The organism is Alysiella sp. (genome assembly GCF_030525755.1).
GTDB lineage: Bacteria > Pseudomonadota > Gammaproteobacteria > Burkholderiales > Neisseriaceae > Simonsiella.
Genome location: NZ_JAUNEC010000006.1, coordinates 1 through 17,116 on the forward strand (window position 1 = coordinate 1; position 17,116 = coordinate 17,116).

At 45.2% G+C, this 17,116-nt stretch carries 19 protein-coding genes; 12 read left to right on the forward strand and 7 right to left on the reverse strand.

Annotated features, from left to right (window positions below; translation table 11 throughout):
* From Q4B82_RS02395 to ccoN, 5 genes are all read right to left on the reverse strand, one after another.
* Positions 1-188 (reverse strand): signal peptidase II (locus Q4B82_RS02395; RefSeq protein WP_303064834.1); only part of this gene is annotated, 188 nt, incomplete at its 3' end.
* A 156-nt stretch (positions 189-344) separates the two neighbouring features.
* Positions 345-1,304, reverse strand: a complete 960-nt coding sequence (gene ccoP / locus Q4B82_RS02400; RefSeq protein ID WP_303064835.1) for a cytochrome-c oxidase, cbb3-type subunit III — start codon at positions 1,302-1,304, stop codon at positions 345-347.
* Positions 1,304-1,489 carry a CcoQ/FixQ family Cbb3-type cytochrome c oxidase assembly chaperone gene (locus Q4B82_RS02405; protein WP_303064836.1) on the reverse strand — a complete coding sequence of 62 codons (186 nt, stop codon included), beginning with the start codon at positions 1,487-1,489 and terminating at the stop codon, positions 1,304-1,306. The genes ccoP and Q4B82_RS02405 overlap by 1 nt, the downstream gene beginning before the upstream one ends.
* A gap of 4 nt (positions 1,490-1,493) precedes the next feature.
* Complete coding sequence (ccoO, locus tag Q4B82_RS02410) at positions 1,494-2,105, reverse strand: cytochrome-c oxidase, cbb3-type subunit II (protein ID WP_303064838.1); 612 nt, start codon at positions 2,103-2,105, stop codon at positions 1,494-1,496.
* A 21-nt stretch (positions 2,106-2,126) separates the two neighbouring features.
* Positions 2,127-3,563 carry a cytochrome-c oxidase, cbb3-type subunit I gene (gene ccoN, locus Q4B82_RS02415; protein WP_303064839.1) on the reverse strand — a complete coding sequence of 479 codons (1,437 nt, stop codon included), beginning with the start codon at positions 3,561-3,563 and terminating at the stop codon, positions 2,127-2,129.
* A 308-nt stretch (positions 3,564-3,871) separates the two neighbouring features.
* Here ccoN and Q4B82_RS02420 point away from each other — a divergent pair, with 308 nt between their 5' ends.
* The 11 genes from Q4B82_RS02420 to Q4B82_RS02470 all read left to right on the forward strand — a co-directional run bounded on the left by Q4B82_RS02420 (position 3,872) and on the right by Q4B82_RS02470 (position 13,878).
* Complete coding sequence (locus Q4B82_RS02420) at positions 3,872-5,629, forward strand: M61 family metallopeptidase (RefSeq protein WP_303064840.1); 1,758 nt, start codon at positions 3,872-3,874, stop codon at positions 5,627-5,629.
* Between the two features lie 356 nt (positions 5,630-5,985).
* Positions 5,986-6,489 carry a pantetheine-phosphate adenylyltransferase gene (gene coaD / locus Q4B82_RS02425; RefSeq protein WP_303064895.1) on the forward strand — a complete coding sequence of 168 codons (504 nt, stop codon included), beginning with the start codon at positions 5,986-5,988 and terminating at the stop codon, positions 6,487-6,489.
* Between the two features lie 127 nt (positions 6,490-6,616).
* The gene (locus Q4B82_RS02430) at positions 6,617-7,999 is read left to right on the forward strand and encodes an MFS transporter (protein WP_303064841.1); all 1,383 of its coding nucleotides are present in this window, start codon (positions 6,617-6,619) and stop codon (positions 7,997-7,999) included.
* A 15-nt stretch (positions 8,000-8,014) separates the two neighbouring features.
* Positions 8,015-8,545 carry a single-stranded DNA-binding protein gene (ssb, locus tag Q4B82_RS02435; RefSeq protein WP_303064842.1) on the forward strand — a complete coding sequence of 177 codons (531 nt, stop codon included), beginning with the start codon at positions 8,015-8,017 and terminating at the stop codon, positions 8,543-8,545.
* An 80-nt stretch (positions 8,546-8,625) separates the two neighbouring features.
* Positions 8,626-9,762 (forward strand): homoserine O-acetyltransferase, encoded by a 1,137-nt coding sequence (locus tag Q4B82_RS02440; RefSeq protein WP_303064843.1) that lies wholly within the window; start codon positions 8,626-8,628, stop codon positions 9,760-9,762.
* Positions 9,759-10,097 carry a hypothetical protein gene (locus Q4B82_RS02445; RefSeq protein WP_303064844.1) on the forward strand — a complete coding sequence of 113 codons (339 nt, stop codon included), beginning with the start codon at positions 9,759-9,761 and terminating at the stop codon, positions 10,095-10,097. Before Q4B82_RS02440 ends, Q4B82_RS02445 begins: the two co-directional genes overlap by 4 nt.
* A 95-nt stretch (positions 10,098-10,192) precedes the next feature.
* Positions 10,193-10,777, forward strand: coding sequence for a GAD-like domain-containing protein (locus tag Q4B82_RS02450; RefSeq protein WP_303064846.1), 585 nt, complete (start codon positions 10,193-10,195; stop codon positions 10,775-10,777).
* Positions 10,778-10,803: 26 nt separating this feature from the next.
* On the forward strand, positions 10,804-11,385 hold the full coding sequence (metW, locus tag Q4B82_RS02455; protein WP_303064848.1) for a methionine biosynthesis protein MetW: 582 nt from the start codon (positions 10,804-10,806) through the stop codon (positions 11,383-11,385).
* A gap of 56 nt (positions 11,386-11,441) precedes the next feature.
* Positions 11,442-12,419, forward strand: a complete 978-nt coding sequence (locus tag Q4B82_RS02460; protein WP_303064849.1) for a PhoH family protein — start codon at positions 11,442-11,444, stop codon at positions 12,417-12,419.
* Between the two features lie 186 nt (positions 12,420-12,605).
* Positions 12,606-13,265, forward strand: coding sequence for an HAD family hydrolase (locus Q4B82_RS02465; RefSeq protein WP_303064850.1), 660 nt, complete (start codon positions 12,606-12,608; stop codon positions 13,263-13,265).
* Positions 13,266-13,410: 145 nt separating this feature from the next.
* A complete protein-coding gene (locus Q4B82_RS02470; RefSeq protein ID WP_303064851.1) occupies positions 13,411-13,878 on the forward strand; it encodes an Lrp/AsnC family transcriptional regulator in 468 nt (155 codons plus the stop codon).
* 106 nt (positions 13,879-13,984) lie between these two features.
* Here the strand turns inward: Q4B82_RS02470 and aat are convergent, their stop codons facing one another.
* Complete coding sequence (gene aat / locus Q4B82_RS02475; protein ID WP_303064852.1) at positions 13,985-14,707, reverse strand: leucyl/phenylalanyl-tRNA--protein transferase; 723 nt, start codon at positions 14,705-14,707, stop codon at positions 13,985-13,987.
* A gap of 135 nt (positions 14,708-14,842) precedes the next feature.
* The gene (argB, locus tag Q4B82_RS02480) at positions 14,843-15,721 is read right to left on the reverse strand and encodes an acetylglutamate kinase (RefSeq protein WP_303064853.1); all 879 of its coding nucleotides are present in this window, start codon (positions 15,719-15,721) and stop codon (positions 14,843-14,845) included.
* 185 nt (positions 15,722-15,906) lie between these two features.
* Between argB and truB the strand changes: the two genes are divergently transcribed.
* Positions 15,907-16,848: a tRNA pseudouridine(55) synthase TruB gene (gene truB / locus Q4B82_RS02485; protein WP_303064854.1), complete on the forward strand. Its 942-nt coding sequence runs from the start codon at positions 15,907-15,909 to the stop codon at positions 16,846-16,848.
* The last annotated feature ends 268 nt before the right edge of the window (positions 16,849-17,116 follow it).

Consider the following 17,116-nt stretch of genomic DNA (forward strand, 5'->3'; position numbering starts at 1 on the left):
TGCCAACCATTGTGGTTCGCCAAAAAGCTGAATGCCGCACCGTAGTTGTAAACCAATGTTAAATCAAAGAAATCTGGAATAATGTTCAGACGTTCGGCAAATTCAAATCGCACCAAAATCGCCCATTTTGTGATTTGGTCTAGGATAATCGCTACCAATGCAGTCAAGCCGTAGGATAAATGTTTCATGTTTTCACGCTGATTTTGAAAATGCTGCATTTTACTACAAAGGCTGCCTGAAAAGATTTCCCAACTAATAAAATAAAAGACTGAATACCCCATATTGGTATTCAGTCTTCGTGTTCTAAGCAGCTTCATCAAAGCCATAATTAATATAAAACTGTATTATTTTTCGCTTGTTGCAGCTGTATTATCAGTTGGTAGTGCCTTATTATCTGGGTGTGAAATACCCCAAACATAAGCAGTTAAAAGATGAATCTTGTCTTCATTCAAGAAACCTTCCCATGCAGGCATCTGATTATGACGACCACCTGTAATGGTTTCCATAATGGCTTTTTCACTACCACCCCATAACCATGTATCATCAGTTAAATTGGGGGCCATACCCATTGTGCCTTTGCCTTCTGCACCATGGCATGCTGCACAGTTGGCTGCAAATACTGCTTTACCGCGTAATGCACGGTCTTCATTGTGTTCTTTACCCGATAAAGACATAACAAAGTGTGTGGCATCGCGTACACTATCTTCACCCAATACAGGCCCCCAAGGAACCATAATGCCTACACGACCTTTGGCAATGGTTTCATGGATTTTTTCAGGTGTGCCACCATACAACCAATCAGTATCGGTTAAGTTGGGAAAACCGCGCGAACCTTTGGCATCTGAACCATGACATTGAATACAATAAGTATCAAACAGATTTTTGCCTATGGTCATGGCTTGTGTGTCTTTTGCCACATCTTCAACTTTCATGCCTGTGAATTTGGCATAAAGTTGAGCGGTTTCTTCATTGGCTTTTTTGACATCAGTTTCGTATTGATTGGCACTGGTCCAACCAAATGTGCCTTTGTAATCACCCAAACCTGGGTAAGCAACCAAATAACCAATACTGAATAAAATGGTGGCAACAAACATCCAAAACCACCAACGAGGTAAAGGATTACTGTATTCTTGAATGCCGTCCCATTCATGTCCTGTGGTATGGACTTCTTGATTTTTTTGGGGTGCTTCTTTTTTGGCTTTAATGTCTTGCGAAAAAAGTAGCCAAATGATGAAGATGAAGCTGGCAACCACAATCGCAATGATGTAGTAGTGCCAAAACGGGGAAGTGAATTGTGATTCCATTATTTTACTCCGTTATCAAGGTTGGACTTGGGCGGCGTTTGTGGTGTATCGGGGTCATCTACTATGCTTTTTGCCGCATCATCATAATTGGCTTTATTGCGTCTACTGGTAACAATGAGCAGTACAAGCATAAAGCTGATGAATACACAGATTGTGAAAGCGACGCGCGCCCATGTCATGTCCATGATTTTACCTTGTGTTTTTCAATGCCAGACCCAAACCTTGCAAATATGCGACTACCGCATCCAATTCAGATTTATCTTTCAATTCTTCAGCTGCTTTGGCGTAATCTTCTTCAGTATATGGGGTACCCACTTTTGCCAATGCTTTCATATTGCGAACAACTTCGTCAGGATTGACTTTGTTGCGTGCTAACCATGGGAAAGCAGGCATATTGGATTCTGGAACCACTTCACGTGGATTCAGTAAGTGAATGCGATGCCATTCATCAGAATAACGCCCACCAACACGCGCCAAATCAGGACCCGTCCGTTTAGAACCCCATTGGAATGGGTGGTCGTAAACTGATTCTCCCGCTACAGAATAATGACCGTAACGCTCTGTTTCAGCACGAAAAGGACGAATCATTTGGGAATGACAGTTGTAACAACCTTCACGAATGTAAATATCACGTCCTGCTACTTGAAGTGCATTGTAAGGTTTCACACCTTCTGTTGGTGTAATCACGTCTTTACTGAAAAACAGCGGCACAATTTGTATGAATAAGCCTACACTGATGGTTATTAAAGTAAACACAATCAGAAATGCGACTTTTTCTTCAACCAGTTGTTGTAATTTCATTTTGGTAGCCTGCTTTCTGCATTAGTGGTGTTGTGCTTGAGTCAGAGCTGGAATCTCTGCTTCAACAGGTTTGCCATTGGTAATGGTACGATAAACGTTGTAAGCCATGATGAACATGCCACTTAAATACAGCGCACCACCAACAAAACGAATGGCGTAGTAAGGCATAGAACGGCTCACGGAGGCCACAAAGGAGTGTGTTAAAGTACCATCAGGATTGAGCTGACTCCACATCAAACCTTGCATTACACCTGAAATCCACATAGAAGTGATGTAAAACACCACCCCCAAAGTTGCAATCCAAAAATGTGCATCAATCAATTTGATGCTGTACATTTCTTTTTGACCGTATAAACGTGGCACAAGATAGTAAATAGAACCAATGGTTACAAAACCTACCCAGCCCAATGCACCTGAATGAACATGTCCCACAGTCCAGTCGGTATAATGGCTCAATGCGTTTACCGTTTTAATAGACATCATTGGACCTTCAAATGTGGACATACCGTAAAACGATAAAGACACCACCAAGAATTTCAAAATTGGGTCGGTACGCAACTTATGCCATGCACCAGACAAAGTCATGATACCGTTAATCATGCCGCCCCAAGAAGGTGCAAACAAAATCAAAGACAAGATCATACCTAAAGATTGCGTCCAATCAGGCAAAGCTGTGTAGTGCAAGTGGTGTGGACCCGCCCACATATAAGTGAAAATCAAAGCCCAAAAGTGAACCACCGATAAACGATAAGAATACACAGGACGACCCGCTTGTTTGGGTACAAAGTAGTACATCATACCCAAGAAGGCTGCAGTTAAGAAAAAACCCACCGCGTTATGACCGTACCACCATTGCACCATTGCATCAATCGCACCATAGTAAACTGAATACGATTTCATCGGACCTGCTGGAATTTCAATGCTATTCACAATGTGCAACAAAGCCACAGCCAAGATGAATGCACCATAGAACCAGTTAGCAACATAAATGTGCTTGATTTTACGCGTGGCAATCGTACCAAAGAATACAATCGCATACACCACCCAAACAAGGGTAATCAAAATATCAATTGGCCATTCCAATTCAGCGTATTCTTTGCCCGATGTATAACCCAAAGGCAAAGTAATTACCGCCAACACAATGACCAACTGCCAGCCCCAAAAGGTAATTGCTGGCAAAATGTTGCCACCAAACAAGCGTACATTACAGGTACGTTGCACGATGTAATAAGAAGTGGCAAACAGACCACAGCCACCAAATGCAAAAATTACTGCATTGGTGTGTAATGGACGAATGCGACCGAAGTGGAACCAAGGTGCAATTTCCGACAAGTTCAGCGCAGGCCAACGCAGTTGTGCGGCGGCGATGACACCAACCAACATACCCACAATGCCCCAAATCACTGTCATGACGGCAAACTGACGCACCACTTTGTAGTTATAAGTTTGCGTTTCCATGAGTTAAAGTCTCCATATACATGGCTATAATCAAAATTATTCTGTCGCATTTTTCAGGCAGCCTGAATGAAGCGACTTTATGTTTTGTCCGCAAGGTGTAAAATACCCACCCATTGTGGCAACTTAATTTAGCATTTTAAAACAAAACTGCACTTCCTACCAAGCTAAAAAACGGTAAAAAAAGCTGAATAATACTGGCTTTCATTTAGAAAATGCTTTTAACCATAAGGTTATCTAAAAAACTCATACCTTAACTTGATAAAAGTCAAACAAACAAAATTTAACATTTTTAACACTCGGTTTTATCCATGATGCATTACACCATTACCCCACACCCCCAAAGTCACCAATGGCACATCAGCCTAACCTTTCAAACCCATGCAAGTAACCGCAACATCCTTAAACTTGCCAACTGGGTAGCAGGCAGCTACATGATACGCGACTTCTCACGCCACATCATGAGTATTCAGGCAGCCTGCAATGGCAAAACCATCTCACTCACACAACAGGACAAAAACACATGGACATTGCCCGAACACACACAAGGTGAATGCCAAATTGACTACATCGTCTATGCCAACGACCTGTCTGTGCGTGCCAGCCTACTTGACACCGAACGCGGCTTCATAGACGGCGCATGCCTGTTTCTCTACCAACCCGACCGCCGTGAAGAAGCCTGTACTGTCCAATTCAAACAGCTGCCTGAAAACTGGCAAGTCCACACCACGCTACCCCAAACAAACAGCGAAAACTGTTTTCAGGCAGCCTCTTATGCAGAACTGACCGACCACCCATTTGAACTCGGTGCCAATTTAGAAACCCTGCATTTTGTTGTACGCAACATTCCTCATCGTATTGTATTAAGCGGACACTACCGTGATTTTGACCGCCAACGCCTGATTGCCGACTGCCAAAAAATCTGCGAATACGAATTGCAACTTTTCCCCCAAACAGCCCCCTTTTCAGAATATCTGTTTCTGTTGCATCTTGGCGACAAAATCTACGGCGGACTGGAACACATCAGCAGCACCGCACTCCACGCCGACCGCAATGCCCTACCACCGAAAAACATGGGAGAAGCCAATCCCGCCTATACCGAACTCTTGGGCTTAATCGCCCACGAATACTTCCACGCATGGAACATCAAATCCATCAAACCACAAAATTTCCAACCATATGATTTTGATAGAGAAATATACACCGAACAACTCTGGGCATTTGAAGGCATCACATCTTATTATGATGACCTAACCCTTGTACGCAGCCGCGTCATCACACCAAAAAACTACCTCAATCTGCTTGCCCAAAACATGACCCGCGTCCACCGAAACGCAGGACGCAAACACCAAACCCTTGCCCAATCGAGCTTTGCCGCTTGGCACAAATACTACAAACAAGACGAAAACAGCCCCAACGCCATCACCAGTTACTACCAACAAGGTGCACTCGCTGCACTCTGTCTGGATTTAATCGTCCGCACCCAAAGTCAAAATCAAATTAGCCTAGACAGCATCATGCGCCAACTTTACCAAGATTGGCTTGACACCCAACAAGGGCTGCCTGAAAAAGCATGGCAACAACGTGCTCAAGAAATCACTCAACTGGACTTAAACGACTTCTTTCAGGCAGCCTTATACAGCACCGAAGACCTACCACTTCAAAGCTGTCTGAAAAGTGCAGGCATCGCCCTACAATGGCTGCCTGAAAACCGCAACAACAACGGACATTTGGTCAATCAATTTCCTGAAAATCCCACACCCCAACCCGAAATCGGCTGCCGCAGCACGCAACAAGCCAATGGTTCACTCATCAGCCACGTTTTCAACAACAGCGCAGCCGAACAAGCAGGTTTAAAAGCAGGCGATACCGTCATCGCCATCAACCATTTCGCCTGCACCGACCTTGCTGCACAAACCCAAACCGCAGTTGGTGATACTCATGTTTTGCACTTTTTCCGACACGGCGTATTGCACCAAACCACGCTGACCGCACAAGCCGCACCAGCCAATTGTGCTTATTTAAAAATTGAAGATGAAACTTTGTTACTACAATGGTTGTTTGGCTGAATAAAGGCTTTCAGGCAGCCTGAAATCAGTCGCAAAGTAAGGGCTGATACGCACCGTTTACCGCAGCGATTATGGACTTTTAGGCTGCCTGAAAATATTGAATACTAGCCTCACTCTAACTTAAGCCATTTATTTTCATGGCATTGACAATTTTCCAACCTCAAACCATTGAAAAGCACTATGGTGTTGCCAACACCCTTATGTACAAGCGTACACGGCTGACATTGTCGCCTTGTATTGCTTTTTCACTATCTACAACTACATAGATTAAATGCCAAATAATGTTTGACCCTAACACGCAATCGGTTTACCCTTTGCGCGTTTTGCCTTTTATGGTCGTTCACCAAGAAAATCCCATGACTTTACGCCCCACTCGCCGCGCAGTTTATGCAGGCAGCTTTGACCCACCCACCAACGGACATTTGTGGATGATTGCCCAAGCACAACAGCTTTTTGATGAGTTGATTGTGGCGATTGGAGTCAATCCCGAAAAAAAAAGCAGTTACAGTTTAAGCGAACGCAAACAGATGCTGGAAGACATGGTGCAACCATTTGGCAATGTGCGCGTATCCTCTTTTGAAAACCAATTTCTGGTCAATTATGCTCACAGCATTGAGGCAGCATTTGTGGTGCGTGGCATTCGTTCGGCAAGCGATTATGAGTATGAACGTGCCATTCGCCACATCAATGCCGATTTACAACCCGAAATCCAAACCGTGTTTCTGATGCCACCGCGTGAAATTGCGGAAATTTCATCTACTATGGTCAAGGGCTTGGTTGGTCCAATTGGTTGGCGTGATATGGTATCACGCTATGTCCCGCCTGCTGTCTTACACAAAATTTTGGCAGACAATCCATAAATGAGCTGCCTGAAAAGGCAAACAGACATAATCTTTGTCATCGGTTATAATCCACACAATTTGATTTTTTGATTTCAGGCTGCCTGAAACCTTTCAGGCAGCCCAATGTGATTGAAATGACTGCATCATGTCCAAAAGAAAACCACAAATTCAAATGCTTCCATCTGAATGGCGTGCCAGCACCTCTCTGGCAGGCGTATATGCCCTTCGTATGCTGGGTATGTTTCTTGTACTGCCTGTTTTGGCTTTACACGCACACAGCTTGGGAGGAGAAAACAGCGCAAGCATGAAAATGGTGGGCTTGGCAATGGCGGTTTATGGTTTAACCCAAGCCTTGTTACAACTGCCTTTGGGCATTTTATCCGACAAAATCGGACGCAAAAAAGTGATTTTTTTGGGTATGACAGTGTTTGCTTTGGGCAGTTTTTTGGCAGCGTTTGCCCCCAATGTTGAAACTTTGGTGGTGGCACGCGCCATTCAAGGTGCTGGTGCAGTCAGCGCAGCCGTTACGGCTTTATTGGCGGATTTAACACGCGAAGAAGTGCGAACTCGCGCCATGTCCATGATTGGATTAAGCATTGGTCTGACTTTCTCGGTCAGCTTGGTTTTATCACCAATTTTGACACGATACATTGGTGTCAATGGCTTATTTATATTAATGGGCATTTTGAGCTTGGTAAGTTTGACTTTGGTGGGGTTTTATACCCCCAATCCGCAACAACAGCGTTTACACGAAGACACACAAGCCCAACCCTCTCGGATTGTAGAAGTTTTAAAAAATCCACAACTTCTGCGTTTAAATTATGGTATTTTTGCTTTACAAGCAGGTTTAATGGCAATTTTTACTGCCCTGCCCTTTGCTTTGCGTGATTTGGGTTGGGAAAAATTTGAACATTGGAAAGTGTATTTGCCCGCAACCGTGATTGGTCTGGTGTTAATGATACCTGCCATTATCGTGGGCGAAACGCGCAATAAACTCAAACAGGTTTTTGTCATCGGCATTACTTTGGTGCTGTTTGCCCAAGCTGCGCTATTATTCAGCTTGAATTCGGTTTGGCTGATTGCCTTATGTCTAGTGATTTATTTTATTGGTTTCAACATCTTGGAAGCCAGTTTACCTTCTTTGGTTTCCAAAATCGCACCATCAGATTTAAAAGGCACAGCAATGGGCGTGTACAACACTTTACAATCTTTGGGTGTGTTTGCTGGTGGCATGATTGCCAGTAAAATGTATGCACTGGCAGGTTACGATGGCGTATTCGGTTTTTGTTGTGTGATGGTCTTAATTTGGTTGTTCATTGCAGCACTTGCTCCCGCCCCCAAGCCTGTTAAAAATGTAGCTTTCCCAGTTCCTGCACACAAACAACGAGATTCAGGTAGCCTGAAAGCCGCGATTACCGCTGTGGCTGGTGTAGAAAGTGTGGTATTCAGCCAAGATGAACAAACCGTGTTTCTCAAAGTCTTACAACACGGCTTTGATGAGCAAGAAGTCAAAAAATTATTGGATTAACAAAGGAATATCAAAATGTCTTTGAATAAAGTGATTTTAATTGGACGCTTGGGGCGCGACCCCGAAGTGCGCTATATGCCCAATGGCGAAGCTGTGTGTAATTTTTCGGTTGCCACCAGCGAAACATGGAACGACCGTAACAGCGGACAACGCCAAGAACGCACCGAATGGCACAACATCACCTTATACCGCCGTCAAGCCGAAGTGGCAGGACAATATTTGCGTAAAGGCAGCCAAGTGTATTTAGAAGGTCGCATTCAAAGTCGCAAATACACCGACAAAATGGGCGCAGAACGCATCGCTTACGACATCATTTGCAACGAAATGAAAATGTTAGACAGCAAAAACAGCAATACCAGTAGCGGTAGCAACCATGATGAGTACAATCAAAGTCATGGTGGTGCTTATGGCAACGATTACGATGCGCCAGCCACAAGTACGCCATATAGCGCACCCACAGAACCACCTGCTGCGCCACAACAACGTCGCGCTGTGCAAGCACCTGCTGCACCCGTTGAAGACATTGATGACGATATTCCATTTTAATGAAACCCACGCCTGTTGTCCCACATCAGGCTGCCTGAAAATCTTTCAGGCAGCCTCAAATCCTTTTCAGGCAGCTTGCTATGAAAATCACCAGCACCACACTCATTACCCCACAACACATTACCTTTGATGCCCCGTTTACCTTACAAAACGGCTGCACTCTGCCACGCTTTGATTTAATGGTTGAAACCTACGGCGAACTCAATGCCGACAAAAACAATGCCGTTTTAATCTGCCACGCCCTATCTGGCACACACCATGTTGCAGGTAGACATCATGCAGACGATAAACACGCAGGTTGGTGGGACAATATGGTCGGCTCAGGCAAACCCATTGATACCGATAAATTTTTTGTTATTGGGGTCAATAATTTAGGTGGCTGCGCAGGCAGTACAGGTCCCTTATCACTCAATCCCGAAACAGGTAAAAGCTATGGTGCAGATTTTCCATTGGTAACAGTTAAAGACTGGGTGCGTACCCAAGCCCTGCTCGCCGACCACTTTGGCATTCAAACATGGGCTGCGGTTGTCGGTGGTAGTTTAGGTGGCATGCAAGCCCTACAATGGAGCATAGACTTCCCCGAACGTGTGCGTCATGCTTTAGTCATCGCCTCATCGCCACAACTGTCAACACAAAACATCGCCTTCAACGATGTGGCACGCCAAGCCATCATCACAGACCCCGATTTTCATCACGGTCATTATGCACACGAAAACAGCAAACCCCGCCGAGGCTTACGCATTGCACGCATGATGGGACACATCACTTATTTAGCCGAACACGGTTTAGGCAGCAAATTCGGACGCAACTTGCGTGATGGGCATTACAAATACAATTATGATGTTGATTTTGAAGTGGAAAACTACCTACGTTATCAAGGCGACAAATTTGCCGAACACTTTGATGCCAACACCTATCTGCTGATGACCAAAGCATTAGATTATTTTGACCCTGCCGCCGAATACGGTGGCAAACTGCAAGCCGCATTGGCACACACCAGCACATCGTATTTTGTTGCCAGTTTCAGCACCGATTGGCGTTTCTCCCCTCAACGTTCGCGTGAACTGGTTCAAGCCTTGATTGCCGCACGCAAAAACGTACAATACATTGAAGTGGAATCCACACACGGACACGATGCCTTTTTAATGGAAGACCCTGCCTATATGGACGCAGTACGCGCCTATATGCACAACATTCGCGTGGGAAATCAAACATGAAAAACACTTTTTTTGGTATCGGATTTTTGATTGTTGCCGCGACTGCCTACACTCAAATGCCGATTGAATGGCGGCGACACAAAGACATAGAACGCGGCAACACCCTAATCCAAAATGTGGAAAACTACCGGCAGCAACACCAAAGGCTGCCTGAAAACCACGACGAAGCCACGCTTCAACAGCTCGGTTTCCGCAAAAACAAACAAGGCTGGCAGCCCAATTATCAAAAAATCAGCGACACCGATTTTATGATTATCTACAAAGACGGTTTTATGCCGCCGTATTTGCAATACTCAACAGGCGCAGACAAAGCAGAATGGCTGCTGGCGCAATAGTTTTGCGGCCAAAAGGCATATCGGACGCAAAAGTCAGGCAGCCTGAAATCCAGTTTGGTCAAATTTAAAATCCAAATGCAGCGAAAGAAAACATCATGCTTCCGCAATTCCAAGCCCAATACCCCGCCACACAAGCTCAAACCGTACCGACAGGTATTATCGGACAATACCAAAATCGGCTGCCGATGGAAATTTTGTATTTGTGGCAAACACACGGTTGGGGCAAGTACGCCGACGGCTTAATCGAACTCGTCAATCCGGCCGACTATGCCGACAATCTTTGGGAATGGCTGGGCGGTACGAAAAACAACTATACCCCGTTTGCCATTACTGCCTTTGGCGAACTGTTTTATCACCGCAAACTCAGCGACGAAGGCGATGAAGACATCTGCCTGCTGGATATTCAATATCAAAACTGCGAAGTATTGGATTGGAATACCCGCGAATTTTTTGAAAATACGCTTTGCGATGAAACATTTAAAGAAGATTTTCTTCGTCAAAGCCTGTTTGTTCAAGCCACACGGCAATACGGCAATTTAAAAAATGGTGAAATATTCCTCTTTCAACCCATTCTCGCACTGGGTGGTTTCAGTGCCGATAACACCGAATTGCTGAAACGTCTCGGCAAAGGCAACGCTGCCGTCTATCAGACCCTGGTATTCCAACTCATCAACTCATAAATTTACCCGAAACAGAAATAAGCAACATGACTCTACGAGACGACCTACAACTCATCTACGATTGGATACCCGCACACACACACGTTTTAGACTTAGGTTGTGGCGATGGTGCACTCATGGCAGCCCTAATGCAACATAAAAACTGCACAGGCTACGGTGTAGAAATCAATACCCACAGTGTTCAGGCAGCCATAGAACGCGGCATCAATGTTATTCAAGCCGATTTAGAACACGGTTTAGACCATTTTGGCGACAACAGCTTTGATGTCATCGTATTAAGCCAAACCATACAAGCCATGCAAAACACCGAAACCATTTTGCGTGATTTAACCCGAATTGCCAAACAAGCCATCGTGTCTTTTCCCAATTTTGGCTACTGGCGCAACCGCTTACAAATCGCCATTGGTGGACACATGCCCGTATCCGAACGCATGCCTTATCAATGGTACAACACCCCCAATATCCATTGGTGTACACTTACCGACTTTGACCGACTCTGCACCCAAAACCAAATTCAAGTTTTGGAACGCGCCGTCATGACAGCAGGCAAACGCATTACCCTTTTCCCCAACCTGCTCGGCAGTTTGGCATTTTACCGTGTCGGTTAAACCATTTCAGGCAGCCTTAATTGCGTATCATGCTGCCTGAAAACACAAGGAACAACATGACAACCGTACATTTACAATTTGAAGACTACGACCCACTCGCCCTGCAAAGACTGTGTGGCGCATTGGACGACAATTTGCAAACCCTATCGCGGATTTTGGACACGCAAATCAGCCGAAGATTTGACCATTTCACCTTTTCAGGCAGCCACGCCCACGCCACGCGCAATGCCCTTGTCGCACTCATGGAAATTGCCGAGCAGCGCGAATTGTCAGACGAAGACATCAACCTTGCCGCCGTAGAAGCCAAAACCGCCGACAATCAACACATTGAAAAAACAGATAAAAACCACGCATACTATTTCCACACCAAACGCGGCAGCATAGGCGGACGCACACCGCGTCAAAACGGCTACATACGCGCCTTGCTCAATCACGATATTGTGTTTGGACTCGGGCCCGCAGGCACGGGCAAAACCTATCTGGCAGTGGCGGCAGCAGTGGACGCAATGGACAAACACCAAATAGAACGCATTGTTTTGGTGCGTCCTGCTGTGGAAGCGGGCGAAAAACTCGGCTTTTTACCGGGGGATTTGGCGCAAAAAGTGGACCCCTATTTGCGCCCACTTTATGACGCGCTTTATGATTTAATGGGATTTGACCGCGTAACCAAATTGATGGAAAAGGGCTTGATTGAAATCGCCCCACTTGCCTATATGCGCGGACGCACACTCAATGGCGCGTATGTGATTTTGGACGAAGCGCAAAACACCACGCCCGAGCAAATGAAAATGTTTTTAACGCGAATTGGCTTTGGCACAAAAGCCGTGATTACAGGCGATTTGAGCCAAATTGACTTACCGCGCAACATCAAATCGGGTTTGCGCGATGCCAACGAAAAATTGCGTGATGTGGAAGGCTTGTATTTCCACACCTTTACCAGCGAAGACGTGGTGCGCCACCCGCTTGTACAAAAAATCGTAGAAGCTTATGAAGAAGCCGATAAAGAAAAACCTGAATTGAGTTTGGCAAAATGATGCCTAATATCAAAACATAAAATAAATATTGAAATCAAAAACTTATACCACAACCTGCAATTCAGAAAATGGCATTACAAAATATTTAAACCCCAAAATGAGCAAAACTGTGCAAAAAATGGCACATTCCAGATTAGATCGTACTTTCAGGCAGCCACATTCCCATTCGTCACCCCCCCAAATATCATGCAAACACAAGCCCTATTATTTGATTTAGACGGCACACTTGCCGATACCGCTCTGGATTTAGGTGGCGCACTCAATGATTTATTGCACCAAAAAGGGTTACCTGAAAAATCTTTAACAGACATTCGCCCTTACGCCGCACACGGTTCTGCTGCGCTGTTGCAATTTGGTGCCAACATCACCCCCCAAATGCCCGAATTTGATGCATGGCAACAACACTATTTGGCTTTATACGGCGCACGCAGCACGCGTGATACCGTCTTGTTTCCCGATGTGAACACGGTTTTGTTGGCATTGCAAAAACACAATATACGTTGGGGCATTGTTACCAATAAACACGCGCGTTTTACCGATGTACTTGTACCTAAATTGGGGTTTGTTGTACCGCCTGATGTCGTGGTCAGTGGCGACACCTGCCCCCAAGCCAAGCCCAGTCCAGAACCCTTGCTTTATGCTTGCGAACAACTGAATGTGCTACCTGAACATTGTTGGTATGTAGGCGATGCACAACGCGATATTCAGGCAGGCAAAAATGCAGGCATGAAAACCATATTGGCGGCTTGGGGTTACATTACCCAACATGAACAGCCCGAAACGTGGCAAAGTGATTATCTTGCCCACAATATGAATGATTTGCTGAGTTTATTGTCCTTAATATAGTTACAGAATTGAAAAAGCACTACGGCATTGCCAACACCCTAATGTACTACTGTGCACAACTCTCGTTTCGCCTTGTATTGCATTTTCACTTATACGACCTATTCAAGGCTGCCTGAAAACCCAACAACCAATATTGGATTGCATCATGGGCATACACGAATTAGACAAATTAGACCGTCAGATTCTCAATATCTTACAAGAAGATGCCACCACACCCCTTGTTGAAATTGCCGAAAAAGTGCATTCATCGCCTGCCACTTGTCAACGCCGAATCCGCCAAATGCACGACAACGGTGTGATTTTAAAACAAGTGGCTTTGGTTAATCCCATTGCAGTTGGACGCAGTTTAAGTGTGTTTGTGGCGGTTTCGGTGGAGAGCCAAAATCCCGCTTTATTGGACAAATTTGTCCGCAGTTTAAACAATGAAAACGACGTAGTCAGCTGTTATGAAATCTCGGGCGAACACGATTACTTGCTGCTGATTCACGCACAAGACATGGCACATTATCATCAATTAACACGGCGCATTTTCACATCCGACAACAATGTGCGTGCATTCAAAAGCCAATTTGTGATGGATTTCAACAAGGTGGAAACCAAAATTGTCTTGTAAGAACCCGTATTCGTAAGATTGATAGATGATTTTTATTGCAAAACCATGCGCCTACACAAGAATAATGGTAGTATGGTTTTGCAAAGATTGAAGGCTACCTGAATGTTCAGGCAGCCTTCATGTTTTCAGCCACAATACAAACACCCATTTCCTGATTCAATGGCACAACATTTAATACTTGCAACGCTGCCCGAAAGTCGTGCAAATCCATTAACTGCGAACCAAAACGCGCCATGTGTTCGGTATCTTGTTGGCAATCAATCAAACGGATACCGCATTGCGCCAAGTAAGGCACTGCACAAGCAAAAGCAATTTTAGACGCATTGGAACGCAAAGCAAACATGGATTCGCCATAGAATACTGCCCCCATTTGCACACCATAAAAACCACCTGCCAAAATCCACTCACCATTTTCAGGCAGCCAACACTCAAAAGAATGTGCGTATCCCAAATCATACAACTGGGTATAAGCTGCCTGAAAATCAGGGCTAATCCATGTCCCACTCTGCCCTACGCGAGGCACAGTCGCACAATGTGCGATGACTTGTGCAAATACACGATTAAGGCTAACGCGATAATCTGTATGTCGCAATGTTTTTGCCAACGAACGACTGATTCTCATATTTTCAGGCAACAAAACCGCGCGTGGGTGCTGGGTAAACCAATACACATACTGTTCATCTTGATACCAAGGAAACACACCCACACGATAAGCTGCCTGCAACAAATCTGCATTCAAACCTGCGCTGACTGCCACACAACCTGTTTCATCCAAATGCTCCCAATCAGGCGGATAAAAATCTGCCGCTTTTTCAACCCAATAAACCATGATTCAAGCTGCCTGAAAACGCATTTTCAATTATCATTTCAACACTTTTCGTAGGGTACAACCTATTGCACCAATCTCTTGTGTATTGAAGAAAATGGTGCAACAAATCGTATGATTTTTAAGTAAATACAACAATTAATCACCCAAAATCATCGTACCAATGCCGCTATCGGTAAAGATTTCCAGCAACAGCACATTGGGTACGCGACCGTCAATGATGTGAACCGCTTTCACGCCATTTTGTGCCGCTTCCAAAGCCGATGAAATTTTGGGCAACATGCCGCCACTCAAAGTGCCATCTTCCACCAAAGCATTGATTTTACTTGGACTTAAATTGGTCAGCAAATTGCCTTGCTTGTCCATCACGCCTGTGATGTTGGTCATGAGCACCAATTTTTCTGCATTCAATTCTTGCGCCAAACGCCCTGCTACCAAATCGGCATTGATGTTGAATGCCTCGCCATTTTCGCCCACGCCAATGGGCGCAATCACGGGAATGTAGCCATTTTGCGTGAGCTGATTGATGAGCGTGCAATCCATGCTGTCAATTTCGCCCACTTGTCCGATGTCCACGCCTTTTTGCTCGGGGGTGTCCACGGTCAATTTTTTGGCGCGGATAAAATGACTGTCGCGCCCCGTCATGCCAATCGCTTTGCCGCCATGCTGATTCAGCAGCGACACAATTTCCTTGTTCACATGACCGCCCAACACCATTTCCACGATGTTCATGGTTTCGGCATCGGTAACGCGCATGCCTTGCACAAATTCGCCCACTTTGCCGATTTTTTCCAGCATTTCATTGATTTGAGGTCCACCGCCATGCACAATCACGGGGTTAATCCCCACCAATTTCAACAAAACAATGTCTTTGGCAAAGCCTTCTTTCAAATGCGGTTCGGTCATCGCGTTGCCGCCATATTTGATGACCAGCGTACAACCCGCAAAGCGGCGAATATAGGGCAAGGCTTCTGCCAAAATGCTGGCTTTTTCGTGAGGGGGAATGGAGGTACTCATGTTTGCCTTTCTGATTCTTTGATTTCAAAAGTTTGGCTCTTAATGTCAATCTGCTTTCAGGCAGCCCATAACAAAGGCTGCCTGAAAGGCACAATTATAACCAGTTTTGACTGTTCCAATACGGAAACCCCATCTAAATCTGCTATCATAATCACCCCTATCCAACTTTTCAGGCAGCATGAACCATGCACAGTACAAAACCACCCAAACGCGCCCTAAACGGCGTTTTATTATTGGATAAACCCATTGGCATCAGCAGCAACACCGCTTTACAACAAGCACGTCGATTGTTTCATGCTGAAAAAGCAGGACACACAGGCGTACTTGACCCACTTGCCAGCGGCTTATTACCCATCTGTTTTGGCGAAGCCACCAAATTTGCCCAATATCTTTTAGATGCCGACAAGGCCTATATCGCCACACTCAAACTGGGCGAAGCCAGCACCACAGGTGATGTTGAAGGCGAAATCATAGAACGCGGCCGCAACGACATTACCCTAACCGAATTTCAGGCAGCCTGTGCCTCACTCACAGGCAAAATCCGTCAAGTGCCACCCATGTTTTCCGCACTCAAACACGAAGGCAAGCCACTATATGAATACGCACGAAAAGGCATCACAATTGAGCGCAAAGCGCGTGAAATTGAAATCCATTCCATTACTATTCAATCATTTAGCCCACCCCAAGCCATCATTGACGTACATTGCAGCAAAGGCACATACATTCGCACATTAAGCGAAGATATCGCCACCCAAATGCACACATTCGCCCACTTAACCGCACTGCGTCGCACTGCCACAGCAGGGTTCACCATTGAACAAAGCCACACATTAGAACAACTGACTAAACTACCTGAAAAGCAACGCGATGCCCTGATTTTGCCTTGTGATGTTTTAATACAACATTTACCGCGCATCAACTTGAATGCCGAGCAAACACAAAAACTGCGTTTTGGGCAACTTACCCCCGTATCCCACGATTTCAGGCAGCCTGAACACACGCCTTTGCGCGCTTACGATGAAATGGGCAACTTTATAGGGCTGCTTGAATTCATTGAAAAATACCGTTATTTAAAAGCACTTCGCCTGATGAACACCACCAATAAAATCAGCACAAACCCACTTTAAGCCAGAAAAAATCCTCTTAAAACCATTGTCTTTTTGTGATTTTACATATAATAAAATCACACGCTTTTTTCACACGCCAACGGGCATTAAGTGATGAATAAAATCACTCCATCATTGCTTTGGAGCATCGTGCTCTGCTTTACCCCCTGCATTTGCGGAAATTCCTGAATTAGGCGAAATCATCTATATGGACGCAAATACAGTAGGGAGAGGTATCTGTTCTCTCTCCCACTGGCACAGAGCTGCCAAGTTCTGAACTTTGTAGGGA